We start from the raw sequence: 16,682 nt of genomic DNA on the forward strand, positions 1-16,682 counted from the left end.
CCGGCCACGACGAGCTGCTCGACGGCGGCCCGGCGTGCGCGGCCGGTGCTGCTGGCGGTGGAGAACAGGTTCCTGCGGTCTGCGTCGAGACCGACCGTCCGGGCCAGCAGGTCCCAGTGGACCGGGCCGTCCCGTCCGGTCTGGGTACTGGGCGGCCGGGCCGGAATGCGGCTTGCCGGGTCGGCGAGCGGGTGCATCTGTGTGTCCGGGCCGGCGCCGGGCTCGTGGGTGACGAGCGCCTGGCCACACTCGAGACCGAATGCGCACGGCTGACGGCGCTCGGCGCGAAACACGTGCTGACGCAGCGCGCCGATGGCGTCAACGAGTCGTGCATCACGATGCAGGACATCGAGGGCAACGAGTTCTGCCTCGCCTGATTCTTCCGCGAGTCCGCGAGTCCGCGAGTCCGCGAGTCCGCGAGTCCGCGAGTCCGCGAGTCCGCGAGTCCGCGAGTCCGCGAGACCGGGAGACCGGGAGACCGGGAGACCGGGAGACCCTGAGGCTGCGAGACCCGCCCCCGAGACCGCGAGGTGGGAGCCTGCCACCCAACCCCGCCCTTGGGGCACGGCCTGCGGACAGCCCCAGCCCGCGGGGAATTTCCCCCTGGGGGTTCACTGCACAACCGCCCAGAAGCGCAGCCCCCCAGGGGCGCGGGGAACTGCGCGACCGGCCACGCACGGTCCACCGTCTCCCGTGGTCATTTCAGGTCCCGTATGCGGCGGGAGTCATCCCGGCTTCGGGCGAGGGCGTGCAGGAGGCGGGCAACGTCGTGCATCACGCAGCGCACACACAGCCGCCTCGCGGGCGGCAGTCGCGCAGGCCCTTCCCCGGCAGCGGGCGGCCGTCCACCAGACCAGGCGGGTGCCCGTGTCGATGACCACCTGGTGGTTCGTCGAGCGACGACAGGTCTTCGACGGCTCTTCGACTGCTCGGCGCCTGATGGCCGCGGATGGGTACCAGTGTCCCGTCCACGACCATCACCGCGTCCTTGTCGGGTCGCCCACGCGGGCCAAGCGCGAGCCTGGAACACGGGGTGACGGACCACGGATCACGCCGAACAGTGCGGCGGAAGCTAGGACAACACCTCCTCCGTAACCCGGCGAAGCGACTGCCAAGGCGCTGAGGGTCAGTCCTTGATCTTGTACTTGCAGGGCTCGGGCGACTTGCCGCCCTGGTTGTCAGCGACCTGCTTGCCGTCGACCTTGATCGTGCAGGGAGCGGCCTTGAGCATCCCGTCCTGACCCTTGATCGAGCCGGGCACCACCGACACGGTTACGCCTATTTTGAGCTCGGCGCCCTCCAACTGCATGGACTCCGTCTTCGTCCAGGGCAGCGTCACCTGCTCGAAGTGGTTTGTGTTTCCGATCCACATGACCTGGGCCGCACCCGAACCGCCCACCTCGAACACCACCTGGTGGGGGACGCCCTTCTTCCCCGAGGCCGAGCCCTTCGCGCCACCGGCCGCCGAGGCGCTCGGCGAGGACGCGGTCGCCTTGGCCGGGTCGGCTTCCTTCTTCTCGCTGCCACACCCGGTCAGTAGCGCGGCGGCCGCGAGCAGGCTGAGGGCGGAGGCTGCTGTCTTGCGCATGTGTCTGAATCCCCGTTGCTGAAATGATCGATACCAATGCAGTAGGAAACCGTAGATCATGGCGCAGCTCGGTAGTACGCCGCCCGTCGGGGATCCAGTGATGCGTGCCAGCACATCGCAGAGACACCCGTGTGCTTGGCGGGGGTCTGGGGACTTGGCCGGTCCCGGGCGCGGGCCTCCGCATCGAGGCGGTAGCCGCTCGACGCACCGCGCACACCAGAAGGTGGCGTCAGCACGAGGCCCTTGTTCTTGAATGGGTGCTCATGTATTTTCATGTCATGCCCCGACCGCGAGAGTTCGAGCCCGACGCCGTACTGGACCAAGCCATGCAACGGTTCTGGCGGCAGGGCTATCGGGCCACCTCCATCGAGGACCTCGTGCGTGCGACCGGAGTGAAGCCCGGGAGTCTCTATGGAGCCTTCCCTGGCGGAAAGCGCACGCTGTTCATGAAGTCACTGGAGCGCTATTCCAAGTTGGTCGTTCCGCAGAAGCTGGGCGAGTTGGCGGCGCCCGGCGCCTCGCTGGCGGCCCTGCGTGGTTACTTCGACGGGCTGGTGAGCGACCTGCTCAGCCCCGAAGGGCGTCAGGGGTGCCTGCTGGTGAACACCGCGATCGAGAACGCGGCCGAGGATGACGAGGCCGCCGCCGTCGTGCGGGGGCATCTGGCCCGCCTGGAACAGTGCATGGCCACTGCGCTTCGCAACGCTCGCGACACCGGGGAGGTCCGCGCTTCGGTGGACCCGATCGGCAACGCCAAGCTCTTGGTCGCGACGTGTCAGGGGTTGATGGTCGTGGGGAAGGCCAACCCCGACGAGACGGTACTGCGTGCCATCGTCGACACCGCCTTCGCCGTCCTGGCCTGACCGCTTCGCCTGATCGCTTCGGCCGATCGTTTTGACTGCTCGTTTCGACCGACTGCCTGGCTTGACTGCTTTGTTTGACTTCTTCGAGTGGTTGATACGCGGCCTGACTGATTCCGCCGACCGCTCCGCCTGACCGCTTCGCCTCCGGCTGCCGCACGACATGCCGGTGGCTCTTTTTTCGGCCCAGTATTTGAACACCTATTCAAGAATGGACCCTGCATCCATGAAGGCCATAGTCATCTCCGCCTACGGTGCCCCCGAGGCACTCCGGATCACCGAGCTGCCCGACCCCGTACCGGCACCCGGAGAGGTGCTGATTCGGGTCAAGGCCTTCGGGCTCAACCACGCCGAGGCGTACATGCGCGCGGGCGCCTGGGGCGAGGTCGCGGCCGTCACAGGGATCGAGTGCGCCGGTGTGGTCGAAGCCGACCCGTCGGGCCAACTCGTCCCCGGGACAAGGGTCGTGGCGATCCTCGGGGGTATGGGGCGTACCCGAAACGGTAGCTACGCCGAGCTGGTCACCGTACCGGCCACGAATGTGGTGACGGTGAACTCGTCACTGGGATGGCCCGAGTTGGCGGCCGTGCCCGAGGTCTACGCCACCGCGTGGAGCGGCTTGTTCGGCAACCTCGCCCTGCGGCGCGGAGAGCGGGTGCTGGTTCGCGGAGCGACATCTTCCCTCGGTCAGGCGGCCGTCAACCTCGCTGTCGACCACGGCGCGAACGTACTCGCGACCACCCGCAACCCTGCGCACGCCCCGCTCCTCAAGGAACTCGGCGTCGAGGACGTCCTCATCGACGACGGCGATCTGGCTGCCCAGGTATCCAGCGGCAACCTCACCATCGACGCGGTGTTCGACCTCGTCGGAAACAGCGTCCTGCGCGACTCCCTGGCCACGGTCCGCCCCCGCGGTCGGGTCTGCCAACTCGGCTTCCTCGGCGGCTTCGAACCGGTACCGGACTTCAACCCGATCGCGGACCTCCCCACCGGTGTACAACTCAGCTTCTTCGGAAGCGCCTTCGTCCTGGGGAGCCCCGAGTTCCCGCTCGCCGACATTCCCTTGGACGCGATCTACGCCAAGGTCGAGTCGGGAGCTCTGTCGGCCCGGCCGGCCCGAGTCTTCCACTTCCACGAGATCGTCGAGGCCCACAGGGTCATGGAGGCCGGTGAGGCGCTGGGCAAGATGGCGGTGATCGTCGACTGAGGTGCGCTGGAGGTGTGGTTCCTACCGCCTCCCGCCCCGGCCGCCATGAACCGAGCGCCAACTGGGCGTATGTGAAAGGGTGTTCGCGCCGACCGGGGTGGGATGGTGACGCGGCGTCATACAACGCGTCGCATCAGCAAGATGTGGTCAATCACCTCTGCCCTCTGGCCGCTTGGGCCGGTGGCGATGCGGTGGGAGGGCTCGGCTCGTTCGATCGTCCACGTCGACGGGTCGGCGTCAATGCCCGCCGCGACTTCGCGAGGGGTCGGGAAGTGCGCATCGGGGTCCTGGTTCCATGACCAGGGAGCCGTCGAGCCGTGGTCTACGACCAGCAACCGGCCACCCGGGCGCAGCGCTTGAGCAGCTCTGCGCAGGACGGACGACCGGTCCAGATCGAAGGGCGTGTGCAGATAGTGGGCGTTGATCAGGTCGAACCCGCTCTCGGGGAAGGACTCGTGCAGGTCGTGCTGCTCTCCGGTCACGCGGTCGTCCAGGCCGCCCGCGCGGGCCAGTTCGGTGAGGCGTGCGACCGCCTCGGACGAGATGTCGACGGCGGTGACCTGCCAGCCCCGGCGGGCGAGCCACAGGGCGTCACCCCCGTTGCCGCAGCCCAGGTCGAGGGCGCGGCCGGACGGCAGGGCCGTGACGATCTGGGTCAGGCGGACGTTCGGCCGGGGATCGGTGGCCACCGGCCTCGCCGTGTAGACGTCTTGCCAGTACGTGGCCGCGTCGATCGGACCGGTCGCGTCGATTGGGTCGGCCGCGCCAACCGCGTCGGAGGCGCTCATGGAGGGCTCCTTGTGTAGGGGTGCGTCCAGTGTTGGACGGCGCCCGCGACATGGCACGAAAAATTGCTGTTCTGGCAAGGTGGGTCTGTGGACCGTGGAACGGAAGACGTGCTCGGCGCGGTGGGGCCCCGGCTGCGTGCGCTGCGGCGCCAACGCGGTGTGACTCTCGCCGACATCGCCGCGACGACCGGGATCTCCGAGAGCACCCTGTCCCGGCTCGAGAGCGGGCAGCGCAAGGCGACTCTGGAGCTGTTGCTGCCGTTGGCGCGCGCCTACGACGTGCCGCTGTACGATCTCGTCGGCGCCCCGCGCACGGGCGACCCACGGATTCACCTGAAGCCGGTCCAGCGGTTCGGGATGACCTTCGTGCCGCTGTCCCGGCAGCCCGGCGGCGTGCACGCGTTCAAGATGATCATCCCAGCTCGCCCCGAACCGCTGGAACCGACCCCGCAGACGCACGAGGGCTTCGAGTGGCTGTACGTGCTCAGCGGACACCTGCGACTGGTCCTCGGCGAGCGCGACCTGACCCTCCCGCCGGGCGAGGCCGCCGAGTTCGACACGTCCGTACCGCACTGGCTGGGCAGCTACGACGGTGGCGCGGTGGAGCTTCTTGTCCTCTTCGGCATGCAGGGCGTGCGGGCACATGTGGGTGGTGACGCTGTTACGTCGCCTCGCGGTGGGCGTCCGCGATAGTTCAGGGGGCGGGCGCTGGTCGATGAGGGCGTGAATGAGGGATTGAATGAAGGAGAGGGGGAGGGCCTGGCCTCCGTGCCATGACACGCACTCCACTGGGGCACGCCTGAATGAGTCAACTCCCTTATTCAGCAACGGTTCTGACAGGGCATCCCATCAGTCGAGCCGACTCGCCTGATCCGTCTCGGGCCACGTGATTCTCCTCATGCGGTGGAACCCCACCACGAGCACGGCCAGGGCGGCGGCGCAACCGCCCAGGGGCATGAGCGTGGACGGGGAGGCGTGGTCGATCACCATCCCGCCCACCAGTGCACCGATGGAGAACGTGGCCTGGAACGACGCCGTGAACACGACGGATGAGGCCTCCGGGGAGGCGGGGGCGGCCTTCGCGAACCACGTCTGCGAGCAGACCGGAACCGCACCGTACGCGATGCCCCAGACCATCAGCAGAACCATCGCGCCCCAGTCCCAGCGGCCCAGCACCGGCATCGAGAGGGTGGCGCCGGCGAGCATGGAGGCCGCGGCGGCGAAGGTGCCTCGTGGGTATCGGGCCACGGTAGCTCCGCCGAGGAAGTTGCCTACGATGCCCGCGATTCCGTACACCAGCAGGTAGAGCGTGATGAGCGCTGGACTCACGTGGGTCACCTGCTGGAGGAACGGAGTGACATAGGTGTAGGTGCCGAAGTGGGCCAGGACGATGAGGAATGTCAGCGTCAGGGCGAACCCGGTGTTGACGTTGCGGAGCATGGTGTTGAGCACCCGCAGCCGGGTGGCTCGCTCGGGCGGGAGTGCGGGGAGCGCCAGAACGAGCAGAACAAACACGCTGAGGGCGAAGACGCCCATGACGAGGAACGTGGTCCGCCAGCTCGCGAGGCTTCCGATGAAGGTGCCGAGTGGGACGCCGAGTACCGAGCCGAGCGGCACCGCCGAGAAGATCACCGAGGTGGCGCGCCCCACCTGTCTAGATGGTACGAGCCGCCCCGCCAGCCCCGCACCGATCGACCAGAACCCGCCGATGGTGATGCCGACCAGCACCCGTGAGACCAGCATCATCCAGTAGCTGGATGCGGCTGCGGCCAGGAAGTTGGCCAGGGCGAGGAGCAGGACGAACGCACCGAGCATCGCCCGGCGGTCGATACGCCCGGTGGCCACGGTCACCACGGGCGCGGAGATCGAGGCGAGAAAGCCGGGCATCGTCATCATCAGGCCGGCCATCCCGTCCGAGATGGTGAAACTCTGCCCGATCGACGTCAGCAAGCCGATGGGCAGGATCTCGGTGGTGACGATCGCGAATATCCCCATCATCACCGAAAGCACGGCCAACCAGGAGAGCAGGGTGGACCGGAGAGCCGGTGGGGTTGAGGGCTCGGCGGAGGCGGTGGTCGCGGAAGGCATGAATTCCCCACTGATGGAGGTCACTTGAGGGTGTGGACATCAGTCCAGCAGGATTGGCAGACGGCTTCCGGCAGATTCTCGACACCACCGCCGAGGACGCGAGATGCCGCCGCAGGTTGGCGTCAGGAGTACGGGGGCGGCAGGCAAACTGTGGGGGCGGGCGGGCCGTGAGTGAGGCGTGGGTGGCCGTGCGGGTGACCAGCGGTATCGCGCGGCGTCGCAGTCCGTCTCCGGGTCACCGGGCGCCGGAACGGCTTGGCGTGCACCGGCTGGGCTTTCGATCGCCACCTCCGGTTCGACAAACTGGAGCGACTGCTCAAGAAGCGCGGTGTAGCTCTGGAAGACGCCCCGGACGTGAATGCTCCGACCTTCACTCGGTACTGGCAGCCTGTTTCACAGGTGGCCGTCACGGCGTTTCGGGCTCATGAGGAATGGCGACAGCGTCGGCGCGGGGATGACCGTGTGGGAGATGTGTACGGCATCCATTCATCGATGAGTGCCGAGGGGGTGGCGCGGGACAGGGAGCGCTATGGCGGTGCGAAGGGGCAGACGCGGTCCAGCAGGTTCTCATCGGAGTCGTAGCCGCATCGCGGCGAGGGTGATGGCGCCATGCCGGACGGTGCCACGCCGTTGACGTGGGCACGTCGCTGACGTGGGCACGTCCCTCACCTGTCGGTCCGGGCCGTACCGCAATATCCTGTCGACATGGCCAGTGACGAGTATGTCCGTCCCGTTTGCGGACACCTCGCCGAGCAGGTCGTGCGCTGGCGCAAGCGCCCGGGCGTGTTCGTGCCCCGGTGGCGTCCCGGCCCGGGCAAGAACCCCGAGTGGCCAGGCGTACGAAGCGGAAGAGGCCGAGTCGGAGCCCGTCCTCACGACGGAGAGGGGACCGGCGCCTGACAGGGCCGAGCAGCGGGACTTCTGACGCTTTTCCCGCGACTCTGAAGAAACTTTCACGAGCGTGTAGAGAAACGGGAGCCGGCTCCGACGTTCCCTGTGAGAGCCGCCCACCACGGGTGGCCCGAGCCGAAGGAGCTCACTCATGAAGTACCTGGTGATGGTGCAGGGCACGCAGGCGGACTACGACGCACAGGCGGGCAAGCCGGCCGCCGGTCTCCCGGCCTGGAGCGACAAGGACATGCAGGCGATGTTCCAGCACATGGGGGCGATCAACAACGACCTTGCCGAGACAGGTGAGTTCATCGATGCCCAGGGGTTGGCCGAGCCTGCCAGGACCCGTCTCGTCAGCGCGGGCGCGGACGGCAAGCCCGTGATCACCGACGGGCCGTACGGTGAGACCAAGGAAGTGATTGCCGGCTACTGGCTCCTGGAGTGCGAGAGCCTGGAGCGGGTCACGGAGATCGCCGCACGGGTCACCCAGTGCCCCGTTCCCGAGGGCGCGAACACGTACCCCGTTGTCATCCGGCCGCTCGGCGACGTGTGAGCAGGGGAGACGTGTGAGACGTACGAGCGAGGTCGAGGACCTGCTGCGCCTGCACGCGCCGCAAGTCCTGGGAGCGCTCGTACGCCGGTACGGGCACTTCGACGCCGCCGAGGACGCCGTACAGGAGGCAATGCTGGCAGCAGCCGGGCAGTGGCCCGAGTCGGGGGTCCCGGACAATCCGAGGGGCTGGCTGATCAGGGTCGCCTCGCGGCGGCTCATGGACGCGCTGCGCAGTGATCAGGCGCGGCGGCTGCGCGAGGAGAAGGCGGCGGCGCTCACACCGCGCGACGCCTTCACCACGCCGCCGCCCGGGGCCGATCGTGCGCCCTCCGAGGACGACACGTTGACCCTGCTCTTCCTCTGCTGCCACCCGGATCTGGCACCGGCCGCCCAGATCGCGCTGACGCTGCGGGCCGTCGGCGGACTGACGACGGCCGAGATCGCCCGCGCGCATCTGATACCCGAAGCGACGATGGCCCAGCGGATCAGCCGGGCCAAGCAACGGGTGAAGGGCATGCGCTTCAGCCGCCCCGATCACTGGGAGGAGCGGCTGCCCGCCGTCCTCCACACGCTCTACCTGATCTTCAACGAGGGCTACACGGCCACCTCCGGAGCCTCCCTCCAGCGGGCCGAACTCGCGGGCGAGGCCATCCGGCTGGCCCGTACGGTGCACCGCCTGCTGCCCGGTGACTGTGAGGTCACCGGGCTGCTCGCCCTGATGCTCCTCACGGACGCCCGCCGCGCCGCGCGGACCGGGGCGGGCGGCGAGCCGATCCCGCTCGACGAGCAGGACCGCGGGCTGTGGGACAAGGCGGCGATCGAGGAGGGCGTGGACCTGGTGACCTGGGCTCTGTCTCAACGTCGGCCCGGCCCCTACCAGCTGAGGGCCGCGATCGCCGCCGTCCACGACGAGGCGGACTCGCCCGACAGCACCGACTGGGTCGAGATCCTCGGCCTCTACGACGTCCTCGTCCACCTTGTCCCCAGCCCTGTCGAACGCCTCAACCGTGCCGTGGCCATCGCCATGGTTCACGGGCCGAAGGCCGGCCTGGCCGAACTGGACGTTCTCGCGCCGGAGTTGACCACCGGTCACCGCCTGGACTCGGTCCGCGCCCACCTCCTGGAACGCGCCGACGACCCCGAAGCCGCCCGAGCCGCCTACGAATCAGCCGCCGCCAAGACCCTGAGCCTCCCCGAACAGCGCTACCTCCGGGCCCGTGCGGCCCGCCTCCGCGACCTCACCTGACGTGTTCCGGAGCTCCACGGCGCCGGGAGCCCCGCGCCGGTAGCTCGGCGCGTGTGCGGGGTGGCTCTGCGGCCGGCCACCCCAACTACCGTCGCAATCAGGGAAGATGGAACAGTGACAGGTGAAGTGGGCGAGATCGTTCTCAGCAAGCAGGACCTTCGTGAGGTCACCGGGTTCGCGGCAGCGTGTGCAGAGTCGGTACTCGAGGTATTCGAGGGTGATCAGCCGGGTGACTTGCGGCCTCGGGACGCTGTCAGGGCCGCGTGGGAGTTCGCCGGGGGCGGTGAACGCGGAAAGTCGCTGCGGGACACCGCGTCGGCGGCCCTCAAGGCGGCCAAGAGCGCGGACACCGCGGCCGCGCGTGAGGCGGCGTGGGCAGCGATGTCGGCGGCAGGCGCGGCCTACCTCCACCCCCTGGCCAAAGCCACCCAGGTCAAGCACATTCTGGGCGCGGGCGCCTACGCGGCCCGAGCAGCCGAACTCGTCGCCGACGATGACCGGGGTGTGGGTGCTGAGCACCTTGCGCAGACGCTGCGTCGTGCGACGCCCGTCGTCGTTGACGTGCTCAAACGCTTTCCTGCGGCGCCTGGCGGTGGCGGACGGGTCGGTGAGCTGATCCGCGAGCTGGACGCCGACCTTCGGTCGCTCACCTTCGCCGAATGACGTCCGGCCTTCAAGCGGCATGACGTCTGGCGTTCGGGGGGCGCGGGGTGATGTCAGTGCTCACGGCCGCGCTCGGGGTCGAGGTCGCGCTCGGGGTCGAGGTCGCGCTCGGGGTCGAGGCCGAGCGCGAGGACGAGGCCGAGGTTGGTCAGGATGAGCAGGGGGGCGGGTGGCGCTGAGGTAGGCGACGGTCACGCATGGTCGCGTACGTCTCGGATCGCGCAGTGACGGCATACACGATTCCGAGGGGCGCCTGGCTCTCCGGGGGTCGCTTGGCTCCAGGACTGTCCGCCTCGCGTCCTGGAAGGGAGGGCCGGTGCACGGACCTGGCCGCGCCCTCGACGGGACCGAGCCCCTCGGCAGGACCGAGCCCCCCGGCAGGACCGAGCTCGCGCCGGGGCCGGGGTCACGTCGGGAGCGGGCCCACGACGGGACCGGGCCCCGGACGGACTGCGCCCCGAACGATCCGTGCGGCGGCGCGGCGTCAGCTCTGCGGGGTGTCGTCGTCCGTCCGTCCGGCGTTCTCAGCCGCGCCCGCCTTCTCCTTCATCTTGCGCACGAGCTCAGCCTTCTGGTCCGCGGCGCCCTGGCGGTCGAGGTTGCGGTGCGGGCCGTTGTTCTGCCGTTCGGCGCGGGACAGCCTCTTGCGCTGGCCGCCACCCATGCCCACGGGGTTGTTGATGTTCTTGCTCACGGTCATGGGTGCTCCGGTAATGAAGTGAAGTGATCTGCGGATTCAGCGGTGAGGGACGGGCGGGGCCGCGTCCTGGGACGTCAGCGGGGGCCCGTCAGGCTCTCACTCGTAAATCGACGTCTGGAGGAACATGACAAAGACGTTACCTGGTCCCGTCGGCCCTGCACACCAAGGCCTTCGGTGCCCCAATGCCGGGTCGGCCTTGCGCGGGCGCCCCGATGCGGGGCCAGTCTTGCGAGGGCGCCCGGAACGGCAGATTCCCGGCACTGATCCGAGCACCGCCACCCTCTGTCGCTGACCGCGCCGGTATGCACGGCGCTATTTCGCGGCGGTGGCGCGGTCCATGGGGTGGGAAGAGCCGCACTGCGCGCACGTACTCACTCGCTCGGTCACGCCGAGCGCCCATTGGCCGAGAAGTGCTGGTAGTCCGGCGGGTCCCAGCGGCCACCCCATTGCCAGCCGGCCTCGCTCATGGCCTTGGTGATCGCGTCCCCTGGGTGGATCATGCCCTTGGCCTGCTGGGACCGGTCCAGGAAGGCGGCACCGGCCGCCGGAAACACCTCGTCGTTCACATCGACATACGGGTTCTCCAGGGTGTTGATGTCCACCGCGTCCCCGTAAGAGTGCTCCGAGACATGTGACGGATCGCCGGTGACGGCACGGCAGTTGAAGGCCGAGGTATTGTCGGCGGCCATGGCTGTCTCGTCGTTGCCGTCGAACTCGGCCATCACCCGCATCTGCCTGATGGGAAACTTCGCTTTCAGGGCCTGCCCGAAGACCTCGAGGAGTGGGGCCACCGCCCGCTCGCGCACGACGAGTTCGCCACGGTGGACCTGGTCGTCGAACCCCCAGTGGTTCATCTGCACGAGCCGGAGGTCGGAGGGCGCTACGGGACACCCGGGATGCCAGCTGAGGCCCAGCTTGGCCGCCGGGACAGCGGTAACGACCGCGTCGAGGACGGGACTCGACGGGCCGGCTACGGCGACGGGGCCGGGCAGGCCGCAAAGGGACAAGGCGCACACCACGAGCGTGGCGAAAGTACGGGTCCGGATCTTGCTCACCGGACAGGCATAGCGCGTCCCAGTCGCCCGAACACCCACGGCGTCGTGAATCCGGAAGGCTTGTGTGAAAACTTCCCCCGGATGCAGTGATCCCTGTCTTGCCCGCCATGAATGAGGAACGGCCATGTCCGGGGGCGCCGCGTCCGGGGGCTCCGTATCCGGAGGCGCCGTGTCCGGAGGCTCCGTGCCGTATTCCGAGGGTCGTGAGCTGCCGGGAGGTACGGAGCGGAGTCTGCTGAAGCCATCTGCGGCTCCGACCCCGCGCGGGCCGGGCCCGCGTCTCCCGCGCCCCCTGTGCGCGCGGAGGCGACCTCCGCCGCCCCGCTGCTCGGCGCAGTTGCGTAGACGGTCTCGGTTGCAGCCTCATGGCAGAGCCCTCCGAGCGCCTGTTTCGAAAGGACGGCGATCTGGGAGCATGGTGCGATGGATCATGTTCGGCAGATAGTCGGTTCTGGCTCGCCACTCGAGCCCCGCATCGGTTTTTCCCGGGCCATGACCTGTCGATGACCACGACCAGCCCTGTGGCCTCGTAGCGGACGCGGCGAGGTTGTCGTGCCCAGGGGCCCGCGGCGCGGCGGCGCGGAGGTCCCCGGGCGCGGCGCTACCGTCAGGACGATGACGGGAATCAATGCCGACCAGCGCTGGTCCGAGTCGATGCCGGCGGCCTATGAGCAGTACCTCGTGCCAGTGATCTTCCGGCCTTTCGCCGAGGACCTGACCGCGAGGGCGGCGTCTCTCCACCCTCGACGAATCCTCGAACTGGCCGCCGGCACAGGCGTGTTGACATCGCACCTGCTCGCGTCGGTGCCATCGGTCGAAGTGACGGCCACCGATTTGAACGACGCCATGGTCGCCCTGGGGACGACCCGGGCTCCGGGCGCGGTGTGGCGGCAGGCCGACGCGCAGCGGTTGCCGTTCCCGGACGGAGCTTTCGACCTGGTGGTCTGCCAGTTCGGGGTGATGTTCTTTCCGGACCGGGTTGCCGCCTTCACCGAGGTCCGGCGGGTACTGGCTCCGGGCGGCCGTTTCTTGTTCAACACGTGGGGTCCGCTCGCGAAACACACCTTCGAAGTCGCGCTGCAGGCAGGGCTGGAGAGGGCCTTCCCGGACGACCCGCCGCGGTTCTTCCCGACGGTTCCGCACGGCTACGCCGACCCAGCTGTCGTGACCGCCGATCTGGCGGCCGCCGGGTTCACCGTCGAGGAGGGCCAGGAGCTGACCCTTGAGGGCCGGGCCGCGTCGACCGCCGACCTTGCCACCGGGTACCTCACCGGGACACCGGTGCGCGCAGCTGTTGAAGAGCGGGGTGGCGGACCAGATGTTAGGGCGATCGTCGTCGAAGAGATGACGACCCGTCTGGGCCCGGGACCGGTTACCGCCCCGATGACGGCGTTCGTCTTCCGTGCTGCGGTCTGAACGCGGGACGCGCCCGCGCCGGGGACGGATGCAAGCCGACGTCGACGGCCGAGTGGCACGCGCCTCTCCTTGCACCTGCCGTCAGGATGGGAGCAGTCGGCGCCCCCACTTGGTCTGGTCATGATCGTCATGGGGCTGCTGAGCCATGTCCGAACCATTCGAGACGTACGGCTCCCTGCTGCCGGTGAATCTCCATTGTGTCCACGTCCTCGTTCGCGGTCGGCATCCAATCCATCCCACTGGGCGGGGAGCGAGTGTCCCGACGCGAACAGTGCGCCGTCAGGGGCCAGACTTGAGGGAACCGGGTCAGACGTCGCCCGGTACTCCTGCGAAGCGAGGGAAGAACATGGCCTGGGCATCTTGGACCACGGTGGGCATCCATGTTCTTCCGGGCGTGGTGCAGGCCGAGGAATTCGGCCAGATGCAGGGAGACCTCACCATCCACACCACCTGGTCGGACCACGAGGCACACCTCGCCGTGCAGTACTCCGGAGCCTCCGAGTGGTACGCCCTTGTCGGCAGTCCCGTGCCCTGCCACTCCGAGGAGGACAGCCGCGCCTATCACCAGGCCGTGGTGGACGGTGTGCGCGAGGGGGAGCGAGCGCAGGACGTGCTGCGGAGACTGTCTCGTACGGCCTGAGGAGTGGTTGCCGCCCGCACCTCATCGCAGGTCAGGCCGAGGAGAAGCCGGCCGTCAGGCACGCCAGCAGTTGACCCGGCGCGTCTTCCTGGAGGAGGTGGCCGGCGCCCTCGATCCAGTGCAATTCGGCGTGCGGCACGCGTGCGTGCAGCCACTCGGCGTACTGCGGAGGAAGGATCCGGTCCTCGCGACCCCAGAGGAACCGTACGGGGAGCGACAGATCGCCCAGCAAGTGCTCGTACGCCAGGGTGTCCTTCTGCCTGATCTGGCTGTATTGACGGTAGAACGCCGCCTGGCCGGAGGCGCCCCGCCACGGTGCGAGGTACGCATCGAGAACTCCTGGCCGGAACCCGATGTGCGTGGCGTGCCGTAGGTGGGCGGCGACCAGTGCTTCGTGCGCATAGCCCGGAAGCCTCTGGAAGACATCCTCGTGTTCCAGGAAGAGTTTGAAGAGTCCCCGTTCCCACTCGCCGCCGCTGACCGCGTCGAAGAGGGTCAGGTCCCGATAGTTCCGTTCCTCCAGCAGCAGGGTCCGTAGTGCCACGGCTCCACCGATGTCGTGCGCGACAACGCTGGGGCGCGACAACTCCCAGTGGTCGAGGAGCTGGGCGAAGCGACGTCCGTGGGCCGCCAGGCTGAGGTCTTGGCCTTCGCGCTTGTCGGACCGGCCGAAGCCGAGATGGTCGAAGACGAAGACCTTACGGGTGCGGGCCAGCGCCGGAGCGATGTCCCGCCAGAGGAAGGAGGAATACGGTGTGCCGTGGACCAGCACGATCGGGTCGCCGCTACCCATCGCCCCCCACCGCACCATCCCCTCCGGAGTCTCGAACTCCTCGTCAAGTACCCAGTCCATCTTCAATCTCCTTTCCTGCCTCAGGAACAACACCTGCCACTTGGAGCGTGCCCGTTATCTCGTGGCCCAGGGGGGTGATCGACCCCGGTCCGTTCCGGGCATCGACCAGACATCGACCACCAGCATCCTGGATAGAGGGCATGCCGCAGCCGGGTCTCGTTCCAGGCGGCTGGCTCCTGGCGGGAGGCGAAGCGGGCGAACAGCGAGGCGGTGATCGCGGGCAGCGGCACGGCGTTGTCGATCGCCGCCTCCACCGCCGCCTCAAGCGGTTGCCCGCGTGAGAACTGCGAGGACAACATCGGGCGGCCGTGGCGAACAGACTGGAGCGGGCTGACCCCGAAAGGTCTGGACTCCTGGTCAACGCACGTGTCACGCTCCCCGACGATGAGCCGGAACAAGTCGTGGCCGAGGCTCTTCGCGCCCGCTGGCCCGCGCTCCCGTACCGGTACGGCGACAGAACCATGGGACACCACCGACCGCGCCGCGCAGTGCAGCGCCACGCTCGACAGCGTGCCCCCGCCAGGTCCGGGACGGCGCCGGAAACGCGGCCGCCCCATGCGGGCCGCCTCCGCCGGTGAGCCTGCCGGTCCAGGGGCCGGGGCATCGCACGCACCACGACCGGTCCCCGCATCGCGCTCCACTCCAGGCCCTCTCGACCGACCAACCCGATATTGGCCATCACCCACTCCACCGGTCCCGGCCGGCCCCACCCTGGCATGTGTGGTGGCCATGGATCGGGGCAGACGGGTTACGAAGCCCACGCAACACGACAAAAGGGATTAAGCGGATGTTGATGGCCCACCCTGCGGTTCTGCAGAACCTGGTCGAGCAGTACGAGACCCTGAGTGTCCCGCAGGCCGTGCACGGGGGGACCCCCGAGGTGCAGCGGCGTCTGGAAGACCTTGCCTACACCTTGTGTGTGTCCACCGGCACCCGGGAAATCGGCGCCGCTCTCGCCGCGGCCCGCCACCAACTCGCCGCCACCGGCCACCACTTCCGCGAGGACGTCCTCCAAGCCGCTTGAGGCTCGGCAGGGGCGGCCGACGGTTATTGGGGGAGCGGACGGTCGTGGGTTAGTACTGCAACGGTCTTTGCTCTGATGATTGGGCAGTTTCTGGTGGTGTGTGGCCGCGGCGTTTGTAGTGGCTGAGGCGGGCTTGTTGCTGTCGTCTGCGGCGCCAGTGGGACCAGTGCAGGACGTGCTCGATGGGGAGTGGTCGGCGGTGGGTGAGTCGGTTGATCAGGCGTCGGAGTTCGGGAAGGGTGAGGGGTATGAGCTGGGAGGATCCGTTTCTGCTTTGTCCGTGTCCAGTTCGCGGGCTCGAAGGACGGTGAGGCAGGCGTGGGCGGCCATGGCGAGGGTGATGTGGCGGTGCCAGCCGGGGTAGCGGCGGACTTGGTAGTCGTCCAGGCCGCATTCCTGTTTCGCGCTCTGAAGCATTCCTCGATCGCCCAGCGGCTGCCGGCGACGCGGATGAGTTCATCGAGGGTGGTCTCGGCGGGGCAGTAGGCAATGTAGTAGGAGATCTGGTCGGGCCGGCTCACGCTTCGGCGGGCGATCACCCAGTGGCGGCGGTCTTCGCGGTGCCAGGGCCGGACCTCCACTCTTGCCCAGTCGTAGGTCCGGGGGCCGTGGGCTCCGTTCCCGCAGGACCGGCGCTTCCACTTCTGCCGGGGCAACCCGTTGAAGAGGTCGTGGACTGGGTGGTCCATGGCCCAGCGGGAGACGACGGTGTCGTGGCGGGTGGTGGCCATGACGTGGAAGACGTCTGCCCGCTCGAGCTCGGTCCGCCACCCTTTGGAGAAGCCGTAGGCGGCGTCCGCGGTCACCCACCGGAACGGGATCTTCTCGGCGATCGCCCGTCGGACCATCGCCTTCGCGATCACCACCTTCGTCTCGAAGGCGACCGTGTCTTCGATGCCCGCAGCCCGGCACCGGTCCCGGTCATCGGTCCATGACGTGGGCAGATACAAGCGGCGGTCGATCAACGTGCGGCCGCGGGCACCGGCATAGGCGAGGAAGACACCGACCTGGCAGTTCTCCGTGCGGCCCGCCGTTCCCGAGTACTGACGCTGGACGCCGGCCGAGCGGACACCCTTCTTCAGGAAGCCGGTGTCGTCCACGATCAGCACC

General features: G+C 68.6%; 17 protein-coding genes and 2 pseudogenes. 11 read left to right on the top strand and 8 right to left on the bottom strand.

Annotated elements, in window-relative coordinates; all coding sequences use genetic code 11:
* The first annotated feature begins 14 nt into the window (after positions 1–14).
* The gene (locus tag N4G70_RS37195) at positions 15–377 is read left to right on the top strand and encodes a VOC family protein (protein ID WP_399037055.1); all 363 of its coding nucleotides are present in this window, start codon (positions 15–17) and stop codon (positions 375–377) included.
* Positions 378–804: 427 nt separating this feature from the next.
* Here N4G70_RS37195 and N4G70_RS27425 read toward each other — a convergent pair.
* Positions 805–1,020, bottom strand: a pseudogene (locus tag N4G70_RS27425) (IS5/IS1182 family transposase); the annotation flags it as partial.
* A 106-nt stretch (positions 1,021–1,126) separates the two neighbouring features.
* Positions 1,127–1,588 carry a hypothetical protein gene (locus N4G70_RS27430; protein WP_261715400.1) on the bottom strand — a complete coding sequence of 154 codons (462 nt, stop codon included), beginning with the start codon at positions 1,586–1,588 and terminating at the stop codon, positions 1,127–1,129.
* A 278-nt stretch (positions 1,589–1,866) separates the two neighbouring features.
* On the opposite strand from N4G70_RS27430, the gene N4G70_RS27435 reads away from it, so the two are divergent.
* Both N4G70_RS27435 and N4G70_RS27440 read left to right on the top strand, forming a co-directional pair.
* Positions 1,867–2,451 carry a TetR/AcrR family transcriptional regulator gene (locus N4G70_RS27435; RefSeq protein WP_261715401.1) on the top strand — a complete coding sequence of 195 codons (585 nt, stop codon included), beginning with the start codon at positions 1,867–1,869 and terminating at the stop codon, positions 2,449–2,451.
* A gap of 223 nt (positions 2,452–2,674) precedes the next feature.
* Positions 2,675–3,655, top strand: coding sequence for a zinc-binding dehydrogenase (locus tag N4G70_RS27440; protein WP_261715402.1), 981 nt, complete (start codon positions 2,675–2,677; stop codon positions 3,653–3,655).
* Positions 3,656–3,771: 116 nt separating this feature from the next.
* On the opposite strand, the gene N4G70_RS27445 is transcribed toward N4G70_RS27440, so the two are convergent.
* A complete protein-coding gene (locus N4G70_RS27445; protein WP_261715403.1) occupies positions 3,772–4,443 on the bottom strand; it encodes a bifunctional 2-polyprenyl-6-hydroxyphenol methylase/3-demethylubiquinol 3-O-methyltransferase UbiG in 672 nt (223 codons plus the stop codon).
* 87 nt (positions 4,444–4,530) lie between these two features.
* On the opposite strand from N4G70_RS27445, the gene N4G70_RS27450 reads away from it, so the two are divergent.
* Positions 4,531–5,136, top strand: a complete 606-nt coding sequence (locus tag N4G70_RS27450) for a helix-turn-helix domain-containing protein (protein WP_261715404.1) — start codon at positions 4,531–4,533, stop codon at positions 5,134–5,136.
* 156 nt (positions 5,137–5,292) lie between these two features.
* Here N4G70_RS27450 and N4G70_RS27455 read toward each other — a convergent pair whose 3' ends face one another.
* Positions 5,293–6,531 carry an MFS transporter gene (locus N4G70_RS27455; protein WP_261715405.1) on the bottom strand — a complete coding sequence of 413 codons (1,239 nt, stop codon included), beginning with the start codon at positions 6,529–6,531 and terminating at the stop codon, positions 5,293–5,295.
* Between the two features lie 1,042 nt (positions 6,532–7,573).
* On the opposite strand from N4G70_RS27455, the gene N4G70_RS27460 reads away from it, so the two are divergent.
* From N4G70_RS27460 to N4G70_RS27475, 4 genes are all read left to right on the top strand, one after another.
* Complete coding sequence (locus tag N4G70_RS27460; RefSeq protein ID WP_261715406.1) at positions 7,574–7,975, top strand: YciI family protein; 402 nt, start codon at positions 7,574–7,576, stop codon at positions 7,973–7,975.
* Between the two features lie 13 nt (positions 7,976–7,988).
* Positions 7,989–9,221 carry an RNA polymerase sigma factor gene (locus tag N4G70_RS27465; protein ID WP_261715407.1) on the top strand — a complete coding sequence of 411 codons (1,233 nt, stop codon included), beginning with the start codon at positions 7,989–7,991 and terminating at the stop codon, positions 9,219–9,221.
* Between the two features lie 114 nt (positions 9,222–9,335).
* On the top strand, positions 9,336–9,884 hold the full coding sequence (locus tag N4G70_RS27470) for a putative immunity protein (protein ID WP_261715408.1): 549 nt from the start codon (positions 9,336–9,338) through the stop codon (positions 9,882–9,884).
* Between the two features lie 50 nt (positions 9,885–9,934).
* A complete protein-coding gene (locus N4G70_RS27475; RefSeq protein ID WP_261715409.1) occupies positions 9,935–10,063 on the top strand; it encodes a hypothetical protein in 129 nt (42 codons plus the stop codon).
* Between the two features lie 305 nt (positions 10,064–10,368).
* Here the strand turns inward: N4G70_RS27475 and N4G70_RS27480 are convergent, their stop codons facing one another.
* On the bottom strand, positions 10,369–10,584 hold the full coding sequence (locus N4G70_RS27480; RefSeq protein ID WP_261715410.1) for a DUF6243 family protein: 216 nt from the start codon (positions 10,582–10,584) through the stop codon (positions 10,369–10,371).
* A 383-nt stretch (positions 10,585–10,967) separates the two neighbouring features.
* The gene (locus N4G70_RS27485) at positions 10,968–11,639 is read right to left on the bottom strand and encodes a M15 family metallopeptidase (protein WP_261715411.1); all 672 of its coding nucleotides are present in this window, start codon (positions 11,637–11,639) and stop codon (positions 10,968–10,970) included.
* Positions 11,640–12,254: 615 nt separating this feature from the next.
* On the opposite strand from N4G70_RS27485, the gene N4G70_RS27490 reads away from it, so the two are divergent.
* Both N4G70_RS27490 and N4G70_RS27495 read left to right on the top strand, forming a co-directional pair.
* Complete coding sequence (locus N4G70_RS27490; RefSeq protein WP_261715412.1) at positions 12,255–13,055, top strand: class I SAM-dependent methyltransferase; 801 nt, start codon at positions 12,255–12,257, stop codon at positions 13,053–13,055.
* Between the two features lie 346 nt (positions 13,056–13,401).
* Positions 13,402–13,695: a hypothetical protein gene (locus tag N4G70_RS27495; protein WP_120726709.1), complete on the top strand. Its 294-nt coding sequence runs from the start codon at positions 13,402–13,404 to the stop codon at positions 13,693–13,695.
* Positions 13,696–13,726: 31 nt separating this feature from the next.
* On the opposite strand, the gene N4G70_RS27500 is transcribed toward N4G70_RS27495, so the two are convergent.
* Positions 13,727–14,548 carry an alpha/beta fold hydrolase gene (locus N4G70_RS27500; RefSeq protein ID WP_261715413.1) on the bottom strand — a complete coding sequence of 274 codons (822 nt, stop codon included), beginning with the start codon at positions 14,546–14,548 and terminating at the stop codon, positions 13,727–13,729.
* Between the two features lie 787 nt (positions 14,549–15,335).
* On the opposite strand from N4G70_RS27500, the gene N4G70_RS27505 reads away from it, so the two are divergent.
* Entirely contained in the window at positions 15,336–15,572 is a 237-nt protein-coding gene (locus tag N4G70_RS27505; RefSeq protein ID WP_261715414.1) for a DUF5133 domain-containing protein, read from the top strand.
* Positions 15,573–15,788: 216 nt separating this feature from the next.
* On the opposite strand, the pseudogene N4G70_RS27510 reads toward N4G70_RS27505, so the two are convergent.
* A pseudogene (locus N4G70_RS27510) lies at positions 15,789–16,682 on the bottom strand (IS701 family transposase); the annotation flags it as partial.

This window comes from Streptomyces sp. ASQP_92 (genome assembly GCF_025399895.1).
In the GTDB taxonomy this organism is placed as follows: Bacteria; Actinomycetota; Actinomycetes; order Streptomycetales; family Streptomycetaceae; genus Streptomyces.

Bases quoted from the DNA above. Each gene is read 5' to 3' on its own strand.
- N4G70_RS27430 (WP_261715400.1), bottom strand. From the start codon at position 1,588: ATGCGCAAGACAGCAGCCTCCGCCCTCAGCCTGCTCGCGGCCGCCGCG.
- N4G70_RS27435 (WP_261715401.1), top strand. From the start codon at position 1,867: ATGCCCCGACCGCGAGAGTTCGAGCCCGACGCCGTACTGGACCAAGCC.
- N4G70_RS27440 (WP_261715402.1), top strand. From the start codon at position 2,675: ATGAAGGCCATAGTCATCTCCGCCTACGGTGCCCCCGAGGCACTCCGG.
- N4G70_RS27445 (WP_261715403.1), bottom strand. From the start codon at position 4,443: ATGAGCGCCTCCGACGCGGTTGGCGCGGCCGACCCAATCGACGCGACC.
- N4G70_RS27455 (WP_261715405.1), bottom strand. From the start codon at position 6,531: ATGCCTTCCGCGACCACCGCCTCCGCCGAGCCCTCAACCCCACCGGCT.
- N4G70_RS27460 (WP_261715406.1), top strand. From the start codon at position 7,574: ATGAAGTACCTGGTGATGGTGCAGGGCACGCAGGCGGACTACGACGCA.
- N4G70_RS27475 (WP_261715409.1), top strand. From the start codon at position 9,935: ATGTCAGTGCTCACGGCCGCGCTCGGGGTCGAGGTCGCGCTCGGGGTC.
- N4G70_RS27480 (WP_261715410.1), bottom strand. From the start codon at position 10,584: ATGACCGTGAGCAAGAACATCAACAACCCCGTGGGCATGGGTGGCGGC.
- N4G70_RS27490 (WP_261715412.1), top strand. From the start codon at position 12,255: ATGACGGGAATCAATGCCGACCAGCGCTGGTCCGAGTCGATGCCGGCG.
- N4G70_RS27495 (WP_120726709.1), top strand. From the start codon at position 13,402: ATGGCCTGGGCATCTTGGACCACGGTGGGCATCCATGTTCTTCCGGGC.
- N4G70_RS27500 (WP_261715413.1), bottom strand. From the start codon at position 14,548: ATGGACTGGGTACTTGACGAGGAGTTCGAGACTCCGGAGGGGATGGTG.
- N4G70_RS27505 (WP_261715414.1), top strand. From the start codon at position 15,336: ATGTTGATGGCCCACCCTGCGGTTCTGCAGAACCTGGTCGAGCAGTAC.